The 13514-nt window shown below is 71.3% G+C and carries 14 protein-coding genes; 8 read left to right on the top strand and 6 right to left on the bottom strand.

Going from position 1 to position 13514, the window contains the following annotated elements:
• The first annotated feature begins 15 nt into the window (after window positions 1-15).
• Together thrC and thrB are read left to right on the top strand one after the other, a co-directional pair.
• Window positions 16-1188: a threonine synthase gene (thrC, locus tag ACZ5UM_RS00355; protein WP_464846056.1), complete on the top strand. Its 1173-nt coding sequence runs from the start codon at window positions 16-18 to the stop codon at window positions 1186-1188.
• Between the two features lie 7 nt (window positions 1189-1195).
• Complete coding sequence (gene thrB, locus ACZ5UM_RS00350) at window positions 1196-2170, top strand: homoserine kinase (RefSeq protein WP_464846055.1); 975 nt, start codon at window positions 1196-1198, stop codon at window positions 2168-2170.
• Window positions 2171-2263: 93 nt separating this feature from the next.
• On the opposite strand, the gene ACZ5UM_RS00345 is transcribed toward thrB, so the two are convergent.
• Genes ACZ5UM_RS00345 through ACZ5UM_RS00335 form a run of 3 tightly spaced genes read right to left on the bottom strand, consistent with a single transcriptional unit; the run spans window position 2264 to window position 6817 of the window.
• Complete coding sequence (locus tag ACZ5UM_RS00345; RefSeq protein WP_464846052.1) at window positions 2264-4618, bottom strand: transglutaminase TgpA family protein; 2355 nt, start codon at window positions 4616-4618, stop codon at window positions 2264-2266.
• Complete coding sequence (locus tag ACZ5UM_RS00340; RefSeq protein WP_464846051.1) at window positions 4582-5877, bottom strand: DUF58 domain-containing protein; 1296 nt, start codon at window positions 5875-5877, stop codon at window positions 4582-4584. The genes ACZ5UM_RS00345 and ACZ5UM_RS00340 overlap by 37 nt, the downstream gene beginning before the upstream one ends.
• Window positions 5858-6817, bottom strand: coding sequence for an AAA family ATPase (locus ACZ5UM_RS00335; protein ID WP_464846047.1), 960 nt, complete (start codon window positions 6815-6817; stop codon window positions 5858-5860). The genes ACZ5UM_RS00340 and ACZ5UM_RS00335 overlap by 20 nt, the downstream gene beginning before the upstream one ends.
• A gap of 203 nt (window positions 6818-7020) precedes the next feature.
• Here ACZ5UM_RS00335 and ACZ5UM_RS00330 point away from each other — a divergent pair, with 203 nt between their 5' ends.
• From ACZ5UM_RS00330 to ACZ5UM_RS00315, 4 genes are read left to right on the top strand one after another with little or no spacing between them, the layout of a single operon-like run.
• Window positions 7021-7668, top strand: a complete 648-nt coding sequence (locus ACZ5UM_RS00330) for a TlpA disulfide reductase family protein (RefSeq protein WP_464846043.1) — start codon at window positions 7021-7023, stop codon at window positions 7666-7668.
• A 28-nt stretch (window positions 7669-7696) separates the two neighbouring features.
• Complete coding sequence (locus tag ACZ5UM_RS00325) at window positions 7697-8308, top strand: DUF1405 domain-containing protein (RefSeq protein ID WP_464846042.1); 612 nt, start codon at window positions 7697-7699, stop codon at window positions 8306-8308.
• Between the two features lie 20 nt (window positions 8309-8328).
• Window positions 8329-8625 (top strand): metal-sensitive transcriptional regulator, encoded by a 297-nt coding sequence (locus ACZ5UM_RS00320; RefSeq protein WP_464846038.1) that lies wholly within the window; start codon window positions 8329-8331, stop codon window positions 8623-8625.
• The gene (locus ACZ5UM_RS00315) at window positions 8622-9014 is read left to right on the top strand and encodes a hypothetical protein (RefSeq protein ID WP_464846035.1); all 393 of its coding nucleotides are present in this window, start codon (window positions 8622-8624) and stop codon (window positions 9012-9014) included. The genes ACZ5UM_RS00320 and ACZ5UM_RS00315 overlap by 4 nt, the downstream gene beginning before the upstream one ends.
• Before the next feature lie 117 nt (window positions 9015-9131).
• On the opposite strand, the gene ACZ5UM_RS00310 is transcribed toward ACZ5UM_RS00315, so the two are convergent.
• From ACZ5UM_RS00310 to ACZ5UM_RS00300, 3 genes are all read right to left on the bottom strand, one after another.
• Complete coding sequence (locus ACZ5UM_RS00310; RefSeq protein ID WP_464846032.1) at window positions 9132-9374, bottom strand: hypothetical protein; 243 nt, start codon at window positions 9372-9374, stop codon at window positions 9132-9134.
• A 96-nt stretch (window positions 9375-9470) separates the two neighbouring features.
• A complete protein-coding gene (locus ACZ5UM_RS00305; protein WP_464846029.1) occupies window positions 9471-10040 on the bottom strand; it encodes an ArsR/SmtB family transcription factor in 570 nt (189 codons plus the stop codon).
• Window positions 10041-10124: 84 nt separating this feature from the next.
• A complete protein-coding gene (locus ACZ5UM_RS00300) occupies window positions 10125-10931 on the bottom strand; it encodes a class I SAM-dependent methyltransferase (protein ID WP_464846027.1) in 807 nt (268 codons plus the stop codon).
• A 124-nt stretch (window positions 10932-11055) separates the two neighbouring features.
• On the opposite strand from ACZ5UM_RS00300, the gene ACZ5UM_RS00295 reads away from it, so the two are divergent.
• Window positions 11056-11847, top strand: a complete 792-nt coding sequence (locus ACZ5UM_RS00295) for a hypothetical protein (RefSeq protein WP_464846025.1) — start codon at window positions 11056-11058, stop codon at window positions 11845-11847.
• A 378-nt stretch (window positions 11848-12225) separates the two neighbouring features.
• Window positions 12226-13491 (top strand): isocitrate dehydrogenase (NADP(+)), encoded by a 1266-nt coding sequence (gene icd, locus ACZ5UM_RS00290; RefSeq protein ID WP_464846024.1) that lies wholly within the window; start codon window positions 12226-12228, stop codon window positions 13489-13491.
• Window positions 13492-13514: the final 23 nt, after the last annotated feature.

Below are 13514 nucleotides of genomic sequence, written 5' to 3'. Positions count from 1 at the left end.
CCTGGAGGTGTGCATATGGCCCGCTGGCAAGGTGTCATCCGGCAGTATCAGCGATTCCTGCCCGTAAGCGAAGCGACCCCCGTGGTGACGCTGCTGGAGGGCAACACCCCGCTGGTCCCTGCACCCCGGCTCGGAGCCGAGCTGGGGCTCGATCTCTACCTGAAGTTTGAGGGGCTCAACCCCACCGGATCCTTCAAGGACCGGGGCATGACCATGGCGATGTCCAAGGCGGTCGAGGCGGGGGCCAAGGCGGTCATCTGCGCCTCCACCGGCAACACCAGCGCCTCTGCGGCGGCCTATGCCGCCCGGGCGGGGCTGCCCTGCTACGTCGTCATCCCCGACGGCGCGGTGGCCATGGGCAAGCTCGCCCAGGCGCTCATGTACGGCGCCCGCACGATCCAGATCGAGGGCAACTTCGACGACGGGCTCCGGCTGGTGCGCCGGCTCGCGGAGGAACACCCGGAGATCGCCCTGGTCAACTCGGTCAACCCGTACCGGCTGCAGGGGCAGAAGACCGCCGCGTTCGAGATCGTGGACGCCCTGGGGGGCTACCCCGACTTCCTGGCGATCCCCGTGGGCAACGCGGGCAACATCACCGCCTACTGGATGGGCTTTAAGGAGTACGCCGCCGCCGGGGTCGGCGCCGTCGAGTCGTGCAGCAGCAGCGGAGCGCCCTCGGGCGTCATGCTGCCCCGCATGCTGGGCATCCAGGCCGCCGGCGCGGCGCCGCTGGTCCGGGGCGGCGAGGTGGAGGATCCCCAGACGGTGGGCACGGCCATCAAGATCGGACGCCCGGCCACCCGCCAGGGCGCGCTGAACGCCGCCCGGGAGTCGGGCGGGGCCTTCTGGGCCGTGACGGACGAGGAGATGCTGGCGGCCTACCGGCGGCTGGCCGCGACCGAGGGGATCTTCGCAGAGCCGGCCTCCTGCGCCTCGGTGGCCGGGCTGATCAAGCTGAGCGAAAGCGGCTACTTCGAGGGGCAGGCCGGCGGCTTCATCGACGGGGAGCCGGCGCCGCCGCCCGAGCCCCGTCCGTTCACCGGCCGGGGCGGCCGGCCGAAGGTCGTCGCCGTGCTCACCGGCCACGGGCTGAAGGATCCCGACACCGCCATCCGGGTCTCGCGTCCGCCCGAGAAACTGCCTGCGGACTACGGCCGGCTGGAGCGGCTGATCCTCTCCGGGAGCTGAGTCCGCCATGGTCAGGGTCAGTGTGCCGGCGACCAGCGCCAACCTGGGCCCGGGCTTCGACACCCTGGGCGTGGCGCTGGAGCTCCGCAACGTGATCGAGATGGACGAGACCGGCATCGACGACGTGGTGATCGAGGTGGAGGGGGCCGGGGCCGGCGCGCTGAAGGACCCGGAGCAGAACATGGTCTACCAGGCCGCCCGCCGGGTGTTCGAAAGGCTCGGCTACGAGCCCAACGGCCTCCTCATCCGCGAGCGGGTCGCCATCCCGGTGGCCCGCGGCATGGGCTCCTCCGCGGCCGCGATCGTCGGCGGACTGGTGGCCGCCAACGCCCTGGTGGAGAAGCGGACCGGGCGACCGGGTCTCACCCGCGAGGAACTCCTCCGTATGGCGGTGGCGATCGAGGGCCACCCGGACAACGTGACCCCGGCGATGGTCGGAGGCTTTACGGTGTCGTGCATGGATCCCCAGCGGGGGCCGCTGTACCTCCGCTTCCCGCCGCCCCGGGGACTGCGGGCGGTGGTGGTGATGCCCGAGGTCCAGATCAAGGGCAGGAAGACCGAGCAGTCCCGGGGCGTGCTGCCCGCGCAGGTCAGCCTGCAGGACGCCGTCTACAACCTGAACCGCACCGCGCTGCTGGTGGCGGCGGTGGCGCAGGGGCGCATCGATCTGCTGCGCGTGGCGATGCAGGACCGGCTGCACCAGCCCTACCGGGCTTCACTGGTGCCGGGGATGCGGTCGGTCTTCGAGGCCGCCCTCAGTGCGGGGGCTCTGGGCGTGGCGCTGTCCGGCGCCGGGCCCAGCGTCCTCGCCCTGGTGGCCGAGTCCGCCGAGCCGGTGGCCCTGGCCATGGAGGCCGCCTTTCAGTGGGCCGGCAGCGACGCCCGTTCGCTCACGATGGATCTCGCCCGGGAGGGCGCCCGCGTGCTGGCCGGGCCCGGGCGGGAACAGGACATGCTCGACCGGCCGCCGCATTGGGGATAGCCGGAGCCACCCATGATCGCCAGGACCGCCGCGGGCTGTCAACCCGGCAGCCTCCGGGGACGCCGCCGGCGGTGCCCACAGCGCTGCTCGCGTTCACCGGCGTCGCCGCCGCTCCCCGGCCACACGCCGCCAACCGGTGAACGGCCGCCACCCCAGCCGCCGGAGGAGGTACGTCCGCCAGCCGTACCGGTCGAACAGCGCATCCTTGGCCCGCTGCCAGAAGGCGCGGGCCCGTCGCGCGTGCTCCGCGGGCACCGGCCGGCCGGGCGGGCCGTAGCGGGCGGCGGCGTAGTCGGCGGCCGCCTGCAGGGCATCCTCCCGCAGGGCCGGCAGCGCCCGGGCTACGTGTTCCGCGTACTCCAGGGCCGTCTCATGGGGCCGCCGGCCGATGCCGAAGCGGCCCAGGAGCCAGGCGGCCTTCTCCCAGGCCTCCTGCACCACGGACCGGGCGTCCCGGTAGCGGAACCGCTCCTGGGCCCCCAGGACCCGGGCGACCAGCAGGATCAGGACGGCCGCGGCGGCCAGGGGAGCGGCGAGCCAGGCCCAGTCGCGCGGCTCCTGCACCGGGGCCGCCCCGCCGGATTCGGGCGCCTCGGGCTCCTCCCGCCCGCCCGGCGGCCGGGCCGGGCTGTCGGGAGCGTCGGCGGCGGTGTCCTCGGGCACCTCGGGTTCGTCGGCGGCAGGCGCCGCAGGCGTGGACGTGCGGGCGATGACCGGCAGGTCGCTCCGGGGGGTGGGGTCGAACGTGACCCAGCCGTAGCCAGGGAAGTACGCCTCCACCCAGGCGTGGGCCTGGGAGTTGCGGGCCTCGTAGACGTACCAGCCCCGTTCGTTGAGCGTGAAGGGGGAGGAGGCCCCAATGGCGTAGCCCTCCACGAAACGGGCGGGGATGCCCAGCTCGCGCAGCATCACCACCATGGCCGAGGCGTAGTAGGTGCAGTAGCCCTCCTGCAGGTCGAACAGGAAGTAGTCCACGAAGTCGCGGTCCCGCGGCGTTGGCGGCGGGGTAAGCGTGTAGGGCATCTGCCGCAGGTAGGCTTCGACGGCGACCGCCTGGTCGAAGGGGTGCTCCGCTCCTGCCGCGATCTGGCGGGCCAGTTCGCCCACCCGGGGCGGCAGGTCCGGCAGCTGCAGGTAGCGGCCGAGATCGGGGACGACCCCGGCCGGCAGCTGCAGGTAGCGCCTGACGTCGGGCTCGGCTGGCAGTGCGAGAACCGAGCCGGCGAAGTACGGGGGGGACTGCCGGATCTCCTCGGCTCGGTAGAGCGGGAGCCTGGCCGTGACGCCGTACGTCTCACCCGGCGCAACGGGCCGGGGCGCGAGCAGGTTGGCATCCGCATCCGCGGTGTACCCGGGCAGGCCGTCGATGCGGACCGGCTCCAGCACATGGAAGATCGTCCGCCCGAAGCTGAGCACCGGGGTGATCTCGGCCATCAGGCTGCGGCGGGAGGTCTGCTCGCCCATCTGGGAGGGCAGCCCGTCCTCCCCGGGCTCGAACGCGGGCGTGTCCCCCATCTCCCAGGTGGAGCCGGTGTACGTGGTGAAGGTGGCGCCCCGCACGTACAGCGTATGGCTGAGGGGCCCGCTCAGGGCGATGCGGAGGGCGACCCGGCTGTCCAGCGAGACGGCGCCGCCGAGCCGGCCGAGGTCCGGCGTGAAGCCGGTGGAGGCCAGCGAGAAGTCGCCGGCGGTCTGGATGCCCCCGCCCCGGAACTGCTGCAGGGCGGGAATGGCGGTCTGCAGCCTGCGGCCCATCTCACCCAGGCTGACCGGCCGGAAGTGGCTGGGCAGGACGGCGGCCGCCAGCGCGAGGCTGAGGACGGCGGCGACGCCCGGAGCCAGCGCCGGCCGCCTGCCGATGCGGCGCCCCTCCGCCCGCCAGCGGGCCTCCCGCAGGGCCGCCTGGCCCAGGACCCAGAGCAGGAGCGCGAGCACGCTGTAGACCGGGAAGTAGACGGCCGCCGGCTCGAAGTACCAGCCCCACTGGGTGCCAAAAAGCAGGAAGCCCAGGGCGATCGTCCAGACCGTCCGTCCCCGTCCCAGGGTCTCGCCCGTGACGACGAGGCCGGCGCCGGCGGCGGCCAGGACGATCAGGACCACGCCGATGGCGGGCCCGAAGGTCGTGCCCAGGTTGCCGCCGGCCAGTTCCCGGGCAAGGCTCGCCCCGTCGGCCGCGGCCCGCGCCGCCCAGCGGGCGGCCTCCGGCACGTGGCGGGCCGCGAGCAGGAGGGCCGCCCCCGCCGCTGCGGTGGTGAGCAGGCCCAGCGTGCGGCTGCGCCACCAGAGCCAGCCCCACACCACGCTGCCCAGCGCCAGCGCCAGCGGCTGCTCCGGGGGCAGCTCCATATGCCAGAACTGGTTGAGCGACTGCAGTACCAGGGCCACCAGCCCCGCCGAGATGAGCAGGAGCGTCAGCTGGTAGCCCGCGGACGGGCGGGCGGCTGACATGGACGCACCCCCTCTCCCCCTAGCAGGCGCAGGCCGGAGAGCCGGCGCAGGTCGGCGCCTGCCGGCACCACGTAGACCCACAGCCCCCGCCTCACCAGCACTTCGAGGAGCTGCGGGTCCGCCGGGCGGATCTGCCGCCGCGCCAGGCCCGGCGGGGCGAAGGTGGGTGCATCCAGCAGGATCAGCACCACCCGGTGGCGGGCGCGCAGGGCGACCAGCTGGTCGCCCAGCCGCGGAGTCAGCCGCGGGGTGATGACGACCAGCGTCGCCCGGTGCGCCAGGTGGCCTGCCTCGTTCTCCAGCAGCCGCTCCAGCAGGACCTCGCCGACGGGCTCCACCCGGGCCAGCGCTTCCATGATCTCGCGGAAGGTCCGCTCGCCCCTGCCCGGTCCCACGGCGAACCGGGCCTGGCCCGTGCAGAAGAGGCCGGTCTCCATCTTCCGGCGGATGCCGAGGGCAGCCAGCGAGGCCGCGATCTCCGCGGTGACCTCCGCGGTCGACCCGCCGCCGGCGGCCGAGCCGTCCACCTGGACCTCCCGGTGGAAGTCCGCGAAGAGGATGAGCTGGGTGGTGGCGTTCAGCTCGAACTGGCGGGTCATGAGCGTGCCCATCCGGGCCGAGGTGCGCCAGTGGATGTGGCGGGGATTGTCGCCGGGCACGTAGCGGCGGATTTCGGCATGGTTGGACGGATCCTCGAAGGCCCGCTCCTGGGTGCGCACCGGGCCGAAGGGCTGGGCCAGGGGCACGGGCAGGTCGTCGATGGGATGGACCCGGGGGTAGATGGTCACCCGCGCGCCCGAGTGCACGACCACCTCACGCGCAAACAGCCCCAGCGCGTCGCCGGTGCGGATGCGGAACGGCCCCACCTCGCACTGCCCCCGGCGCCGGGCGGTGAGTGTCATCTGTACGAGGTGGCTGCCCACCAGCGGCAGGGATCCAGCCGCCCGGGGGCAGTCGCTGGCGAGCAGGTGCTGTGGCGTGCCGTCCTCGATCTCCACCCAGGGGAGCGGGGCCCAGCCCTCGTTCTCCAGCCGCAGTTTCACCTGGATGGCCTCGCCCACTTCCACCTGCCGGCGGTCGACGGCCACGTGGCCGGTGATGCGCCGTGAGGCATACTGGGTGTACAGCCAGGCCCCGGCCCACAGCAGGAGCAAGAGGTAGAACGCGAAGTACGGAAGGCTGCCGCCGCTGAGCCGGGCCGCGGCGTAGGCGGCGGCGATCAGGGCCGGCAGCTGCCACTCACGCGCGCCGCGCCGCATGGCTCTTCAACCCCGCCGGCACCTGGACCTGGCTCAGCAGGTCCGCGACCAGCGCCTCCGCGCCGCCGCCGCGCAGCTGTGCCTCGGGACGCAGGATCATCCGGTGGGCGAGCACCAGCGGCGCCATTTCCTTCACGTCGTCCGGCGTGACGTAGCTGCGGCCCCGGGTCAGGGCGAGCGCCTGGCTGGTGCGGTAGAGGGCGATGGATCCGCGGGGCGACGCGCCCAGGTAGACCTGGGGGTGCTCCCGGGTGGCCTGGACGACGCGCACGATGTACTCCAGCACCGACTCGTCCACGTGCACGTCCCGGGCGGCCTGCTGAAGCGCCAGCACCTCGCCGGTCGTAAGCACCTGTTCCAGCTCCTCCAGCGGCGGTCGCCTGGACCGCTCCACGACGGTCATCTCCTCCCGGAGGGAGGGGTACCCCAGCCGCAGCTTCAGGAGAAACCGGTCAAGCTGCGCCTCGGGCAGCGGGAACGTGCCCTCGTACTCGATGGGGTTCTGGGTGGCCAGCACCAGGAAGGGGCGGGGCAGGCGCCGGGTGACGCCGTCGACGGTCAGCTGCCCCTCTTCCATGCACTCCAGCAGCGCAGACTGCGTCTTGGGCGAGGTGCGGTTGATCTCGTCGGCCAGCACGATCTGGCTCATGATGGGCCCCGGGCGGAACTCGAACTCGCCGGTCTTCTGGTTGTACACGCTTACCCCCGTGACGTCGGTGGGAAGCAGGTCCGGGGTGAACTGGATGCGGCGGAACTCGCAGCCCAGCGACCGGGCGAGGCTGCGGACCAGCGTGGTCTTGCCGACGCCGGGCACGTCTTCGATCAGCACGTGCCCCTGGCAGAGCAGGGCGACCAGGACGTACTGGATCTCGCGCCGCTTCCCCACGACCACCCGCTCGATGTTCTGGGTGACTCGGGACAGCGCTTCGCTGGCGTTCAAGGGCAACCTCTCCTTCAGCGGCTCTGGTGCCGGACGGCCGACCGCCAGGGGACGGCGCGCCGTACGCGATGCTCACAATGTTAATACGTAACCAGAGAAACCAAGGTTCGGTCTCCGCCCGAAGCCGCGGGCAGGTGGGCGCCCGGTGGTTGTGGTATACTTGCCATAATGTGAGATTGGGTAAGGAGTGGAGTGAACGTACCATGTTCACGTTGGCCAAGCGTCGTGCCGGATGGCGCCGTTCCGTTCTCCTGCTGGCCGTCGCGCTGCTGCTGGCAGGCTGCGGCGGCGTCCGGCCGGACGGAGGGGCCGCAGGGCCCGCCGCACAGCCGGAGAGCAGCGGCGGCAGCGCGGAGACCGAAGAGGCGCCTGCTCAGATCCTGGAAGTGAAGCCGCTGCCGGGGTACCTCGCGGCCGACTTCCGTGTCAAGGACGTGTTCACCGGAGAGGTCATCACCCTCTCCGATCTGAAGGGCACACCGGTGTTTCTCAACTTCTGGGCCACCTGGTGCCCCCCGTGCAAGGAAGAGATGCCCGAGATGGAGGCGTTCCACCAGGAGATGGGCGAGGACGTCCGCGTGGTGGCGGTGGGCGGTGACCCCACCGAGTCGGCGGCCAAGATGGCCGGCTTCGCCGAGGCGATGGGCCTCACCTTCAGCATCGGCCACGACGGCGGCGCGGCGGCCCGGGCCTACCGGGTATCGGGACTTCCGACCTCCTTCTTCATTGATGCGGAAGGCGTGATCCAGGTCCGGTACACCGGCCAGCTCACGCTGGAGCAGATGAAGGAGTACGCCGAGCTGGCCTCGAACCCACCAGAGGGTCCGGCGGAAGAGCCGGAAAGTCCGTAATCCCACCGCGAGGGGCTAGAATCGGGGAATGAACTGGCTGCGCGCGTTTCTGCGGAGCGTCACGGACGACCGCCGCTGGTGGTGGGCGCTCCTCACCGTCAACTTCCTGGGTTCGCTCTACGGCTTCTACTGGTACTGGCCGCAGCTGTCGCAGACGCCGCCGGCCCGGTGGTTCATCGTGCCGGACAGCCCGGGCGCGACCTTTCTGTTCACCCTGTGGCTGGGGCTCATGCTCGCCGGGGCGGACTGGCGGAGGCCCGGGATGCAGCTCCTGGGGGCGGTGGCTTTCGTTTCGAACATGAAGTACGGCCTGTGGACCGCCACGGTGCTGCCGCAGGCCGGCATCAAGTACGGCTGGGAGTTCGACTTTGTCCACCTGAGCCTGTCCCATCTGGGCATGTGGGTGCAGGGGCTGCTGTTTGCGCGCCGGTACCCGCCTGCGACGACCGCGGCCGGGCTGGCCCTGCTGTGGATGGTGGTGCAGGACGCGGTGGACTATCGCCTGTGGATGACGCACCCGACGCTGCCTTACGTCCAGGAGTTCGAGTTCGCCCGGTGCGCGGCGATGACCCTGTCGCTGATCTGGGGGCTGTTCCTGCTGGGGCAGTCGCGGGCGCACAGGCGGCACGTCCACGGGTGAGGAAGGAGGAGGGCTTCCCCATGGCGGAGAACCGGCTCAGCGTGCGCGTGCCGCTGGTGCGCGACAAGGAAGGGATTCTCGCCAGGCTGAAGAAGATCGAGGGCCAGGTGCGGGGCCTGCAGCGCATGGTGGAAGAGGACCGGTACTGCGTCGACATCCTGAACCAGGTGGCCGCGGTGGAGGCGGCCCTGAACCGGGTGGGCCTGATGCTGCTGGAGGGGCACGTGAAGGGCTGCATGGCCGCGGCTGTCCGGCGCGGCGAGGGTGATGCCGCTGTCGCCGAGCTCATGGAAGTGCTGAGGCGGTTTGTCAGATGAGCGGGAAGGAGCCGCGAAGGCGGAGGGGGGCCGAGCGTTGGGGTCCTGCGGCGCTCACCGCGCTCTTCTCGCTGCCGCTCTGGGCCGATCCGGTTGCGCAGGCCCTGGGCTATGAGGTGTTCTACCTGGCGGATCCCAAGCTTCAGGCCGTGTACGCCTCCCTGGTTCAGCTGTTCGGCGGGTGGTCCGCCTACGCCGGTGCGCTCCGGGAGCTGGCGGGCCGACGGGTCGCGCGGGCCGTGCCCGTGACCCTGGTTTCCACCCTGCTGTACGCCGGGGGACTGTACGCCGCGGCGCTCAACCGGCAGGCCGGCCTCTGGTTCCTCGCCGCCGGCGCAGTGCTCCTGGCCGGCTACCTGTGGGACGTGCGGGGCAGCCGCGCCCTCTGATGCCGCACGGGCGCATCAAAACCAGCGGGCCGTGGGGAACGCCCACGGCCCTTGCGCGTCTCAGCGCAGGCGGTCGGGTCCGCACGGACCCCTTCGGTTTCGCAATGTAGGCCAGGATCAGACGCCGTACCAGCCCGGGTAGCCGGCGATGCCCGGGATGCCGGCCGTGGTGGGATACGCGGAGGGTACCGTCGCCACGGTGGTCACCGGAACGGCGTACTCGTACACGCGGTAGACGGTTGCGTTGGCGGCGGGGTAGGCGGCCGCCCCGGGCCAGATCGCCAGGTCGGTGGCGCCGGCCTGGGCGCCGATGAACGGGGAGAAGGCGGCGATGCCGGTGCCAAATCCACCAAAGTTCATCCGCTTGCGCTCCTTTCGACTCGTGGCCTCCGAGGTTCTCCTGGAGAGGGAGCCTTGCTCCCACACTATGTGAAGCCGCGGGCCGAGGTGACAGCGCTAACCCTGCCCGGACGTGCCGGGGTAAGGGTACGCCAGGAAGTGGAAGGCGTGACCGCCCGCCGCGTCCTCGTACCGGGCGAGGAGCGCCCGCAGGTCACGGAGGAACGCCTCCCGGCGCGCACCGTCCAGGTTCAGGCGGTGCAGGCCGTGGTGGACCGAGCTGCCGGCCGCATCCTGCGCAGCGGACTGCGCGCGGCCGGCCCGGAAGGCCCGCAGGAAGTCTGACTGAACCTGGTTCAGCTCCCGCACCAGGCCGGCCTCCGCCCGGCTGGGCGCGCCTGGCCGGGCGGTCAGCAGCGGGTCCGTCTGAAACTCCCGGGCGATCGCCTGGTAATACTTCTCCACAATGCCGTTCTGGGTCTCGCGGGTGAACTTCAGTTCCACCAGGCCGACCTTGAGGAGCTGCTTCACGTGGTAGCTGGTCTTGGCGGGCTCCTCCCCGAACAGGTCGGCCAGCTGCTTGGCGGTCATCGGCTTTTCCGCCAGGGCCGCGAGAATGCGGACCCGCACGGCGTGGCTGAGCGCTTTCAGCTGGCGGATGTCACGAATGGTATACGACTCCAGCACCCGATCGTCGCCCCTTCGCTTGCATGGCGCAACAGCACCTTTGTGCACACCAAGTTTAACATGCGAAGGGCGAATATCAAGCCCCTAAAGTATCTTCCTGGCAAGGGCTTCCACGGCGGACCAGGTGAAGGGGAACCCCTCGGGCCATGCCATCGCCATGAGCTGCGCCGCGGCGGTCTGCACACGGCGCACCTCCGCCTCGGTGAGGTCCCCGGACCAGGTGGGGGCGATGACCGACATGATCTGCACGAAGGGGACCGGCTGCGTGATGAGGTCGCGCTGGATGCGGTTCTCCATCCGTTCGACGGCGAGCCCGGCCTCCCGGATCAGGACCGCCAGCTCGGCCGGGGTGGGCAGCTCCGGCATCGGCGGCGCACGGTGGGGGCCCAGGACCGCGCGGATCACGGCGTCGATGAGCAGGAACCACTCCCGGAAGCCCGGAGCGGTGGCGGTGATGAGCGCCAGCTGCCCGCCGGGCTTCAGCACCCGGGCGAGCCCCCGCATGGCGGCCGGCCGGTCCCGGAACCAGTGGAAGACCGAGTTGCAGATCACCAGATCGAAGACGCCGTCGGGGAACGGCAGCCGCTCCGCGTCCCCCAGGAGGATGGTGGCCGGGATGCCGAGCTGCCGGGCCTTGGCGGCCGCGACGGCCACCATCCCCGGCGAGATGTCGATGCCGACCAGGGGGCCCGTGGGGGCGAACCAGCGCGCAGCCTCGAAGAGGTTGAGGCCGGTGCCGCAGCCGACGTCCAGGATGGCGGGTCGGGGCCCCACCCGCACCCAGGGCAGCAGGCGGCGGATGGCCGCCAGGTAACCGTGTCCGGCCAGCAGGTCGTACAGGAAGGACGTCCGCGAGTACCCCATGGCCAGGCGCGCCTTCTCGCCATCCACAGGACTGCACCCCCCGGACCCCAGCATATTCACCCGGCGGCGAACCGTCCCAGGGACCGATCGGGCCGAACCTCCATAAGATGGCGTCAGTCACGCGAAATGCGCCCTGAGAGGTGGTTGACCGATGCGACACGGTTTCATCGCCGCGCCGCCCTTCATCCCGCCGGGCGGAATGCGGCTGCCCGGTCCCCCGCCCGCCATGCCTCCCCTGCCGGTTCACATGCCGCTGCCCCCCGCCCATCCCCAGACGGCGCAGCTGATGCAGCCGTCCGTGCCGGCCGGAACGGAGGTGTCGCTCGGGCAGGCGCCCGGGGCGGCCCCCGCAGCGCCCGCCCCGGGGGTTCCGCCGCTGACGGCCCAGGACGGCCCGGGCACGGCGCCGCAGGGCTTCACCGTCCTGCCTTCGCCGGGCTTCCCGGGCGCCGCGGGGCAAGGCTTCCCCGGCACCCCGGCGCACGGCCCCCAGAGCAGCGTCCAGGGGCTGCCGGCGCCGGGCTTCCCGCATCCGGCGTCGCCGGGCCCCATGGCGCAGGCGCCGGGCTTCCCGCATCCGGCGCCGCCGGGCCCCATGGCGCAGGCGCCAGGCTTCCCGCATCCGGCGCCGCCGGGTCCCTTGGCGCAGGCGCCGGGCACCGGCGCCGATGCCGGCGCGGCCGCGCCGATCACGCCCGCCACCGGCGCCGATCCCTTCTGGCTCCAGCGGCAGGCGCTGGCCCAGCAGCTGCTCGCGCAGCAGGCGGTCCAGCAGCAGGCGGCCATGGCGGCGCTGCTTCCCGGCCTCGCCGAACAGGCCTTCGGCGCGGGCGGCGAGGCCCGGCAGGCTTCCGGAGAGCCGGAACCCGCCCCGCCGCGCCGGCCACGGGCAGGTACTTATTCGACCCGGGGGCTGCAGGGCGGGTACTCCACCCGCGGCTGAGCCATCGGCGATGCACGGCGAGGCCGGGGGCTCCGCAGGCGCGGAGCCCCCGGCCTGTTCGCGCGTGAAAGCCAAATCCGATATTTTTAGCTTCGAAACGTCAATGGCACTTCCCCATCGGACGAAGAGTTGGTACTATAGTGCGTGAGGACGATGTGAACATAGTACCGTTGTGCCCCGGCTATCCTCCGCTGTGCTCATTCTGTGATAGTTTTCACGAGCTTGGCCGGCGCGGACAGCCCACCGCGCCCCGGCCAGATGGCGATATCCGGAGGGATCAGGCTCACCTGGCCCCGTGCCCACAGGGGCCGTCTCCAGCAGGCTGCCTGCGCCCTCCACGCGGCCCGGAAGGCCGTGAACGACGATGGAGGTGCTGATGTGGCGAAGTTTACGAAGCTGACCCCGCCCGAAGGCCAGAAGATCACCATGGTAGACGGCAAGCTGGTCGTCCCGGACAATCCGATCATCCCGTTCATCGAGGGCGACGGCACGGGGCCCGACATCTGGGCGGCTGCGCAGCCCGTGATTGACGCCGCGGTGGAGAAGGCGTACGGCGGGCAGCGGAAGATCGCCTGGTTCGAGGTCTACGCCGGTGAGAAGTGCCTGAACAAGTTCGGCGAGTGGCTGATCGACGACACGGTCGAGGCCATCCGCGAATACCGCGTCGCCATCAAGGGGCCCCTGACCACGCCGGTGGGCGGCGGCATCCGGTCGCTGAACGTCACCCTGCGGCAGGTGCTGGACCTGTATGCCTGCGTCCGGCCCGTGCGCTGGTTCCCGGGCGTGCCCAGCCCTGTGAAGGATCCGCAGAAGACCGACGTGGTCATCTTCCGGGAGAACACCGAGGACATCTACGCCGGCATCGAATGGAAGGCCGGCACCGCCGAGGCCCGCAAGGTCCAGTCCCTGCTGGCCGAGGAGATGGGCGTGAAGTTCCCCAACAGCGACAAGAGCGACATGATCGGCGTGGGCATCAAGCCCGTCTCGGAGTTCGGCTCCAAGCGGCTCGTGCGCGCCGCCATCCAGTACGCGATCGACAACAAGCGCAAGTCCGTCACGCTGGTCCACAAGGGCAACATCCAGAAGTTCACCGAGGGCGCCTTCCGCGACTGGGGCTACCAGGTCGCGATCGAGGAGTTCCGCCCGTACGTGATCACCGAGGACGAACTCTGGTCCGACGAGTACAAGGGCAAGATGCCCGAGGGCAAGATCCTGATCCGCGACCGCATCGCCGACATCACCTTCCAGCAGCTGCTGCTCCGGCCCGAGGAGTGGGACGTGATCGCCACCCTCAATCTGAACGGCGACTACCTATCGGACCACGTCGCGGCCATCGTCGGCGGCATCGGCATCGCGCCCGGCGCCAACATCTCCTACAGCGGCGGCTACGGCCTGTTCGAGGCCACCCACGGCACCGCGCCCAAGTACGCCGGGCTGGACAAGGTCAACCCCGGTTCCGTGATCCTCTCGGGCGAGATGATGCTCCGCTACATGGGCTGGCACGAGGCGGCCGACCTTATCATCAAGGGCCTCTCGGCCACGATCGCCCAGAAGACGGTGACGTACGACTTCGCCCGTCTCACGGAGGGCGCCACCGAGGTGAAGTGCTCCGAGTTCGGCCGGCTGATCATCAAGAACATGTAGCCGCATGGCAGCAGGGGAAAGGG

This window comes from Symbiobacterium ostreiconchae (genome assembly GCF_055396975.1).
This window is presented reverse-complemented; position numbering and strand designations above follow the sequence as displayed.

What these genes read in the sequence shown, in the direction of transcription:
- ACZ5UM_RS00340 (WP_464846051.1), bottom strand. Translation starts at nt 5,877, where the DNA reads ATGCGGCGCGGCGCGCGTGAGTGGCAGCTGCCGGCCCTGATCGCCGCC.
- ACZ5UM_RS00295 (WP_464846025.1), top strand. Translation starts at nt 11,056, where the DNA reads ATGCGACACGGTTTCATCGCCGCGCCGCCCTTCATCCCGCCGGGCGGA.
- ACZ5UM_RS00345 (WP_464846052.1), bottom strand. Translation starts at nt 4,618, where the DNA reads ATGTCAGCCGCCCGCCCGTCCGCGGGCTACCAGCTGACGCTCCTGCTC.
- ACZ5UM_RS00315 (WP_464846035.1), top strand. Translation starts at nt 8,622, where the DNA reads ATGAGCGGGAAGGAGCCGCGAAGGCGGAGGGGGGCCGAGCGTTGGGGT.
- ACZ5UM_RS00320 (WP_464846038.1), top strand. Translation starts at nt 8,329, where the DNA reads ATGGCGGAGAACCGGCTCAGCGTGCGCGTGCCGCTGGTGCGCGACAAG.
- thrC (WP_464846056.1), top strand. Translation starts at nt 16, where the DNA reads ATGGCCCGCTGGCAAGGTGTCATCCGGCAGTATCAGCGATTCCTGCCC.
- thrB (WP_464846055.1), top strand. Translation starts at nt 1,196, where the DNA reads ATGGTCAGGGTCAGTGTGCCGGCGACCAGCGCCAACCTGGGCCCGGGC.
- ACZ5UM_RS00325 (WP_464846042.1), top strand. Translation starts at nt 7,697, where the DNA reads ATGAACTGGCTGCGCGCGTTTCTGCGGAGCGTCACGGACGACCGCCGC.
- ACZ5UM_RS00310 (WP_464846032.1), bottom strand. Translation starts at nt 9,374, where the DNA reads ATGAACTTTGGTGGATTTGGCACCGGCATCGCCGCCTTCTCCCCGTTC.
- ACZ5UM_RS00330 (WP_464846043.1), top strand. Translation starts at nt 7,021, where the DNA reads ATGTTCACGTTGGCCAAGCGTCGTGCCGGATGGCGCCGTTCCGTTCTC.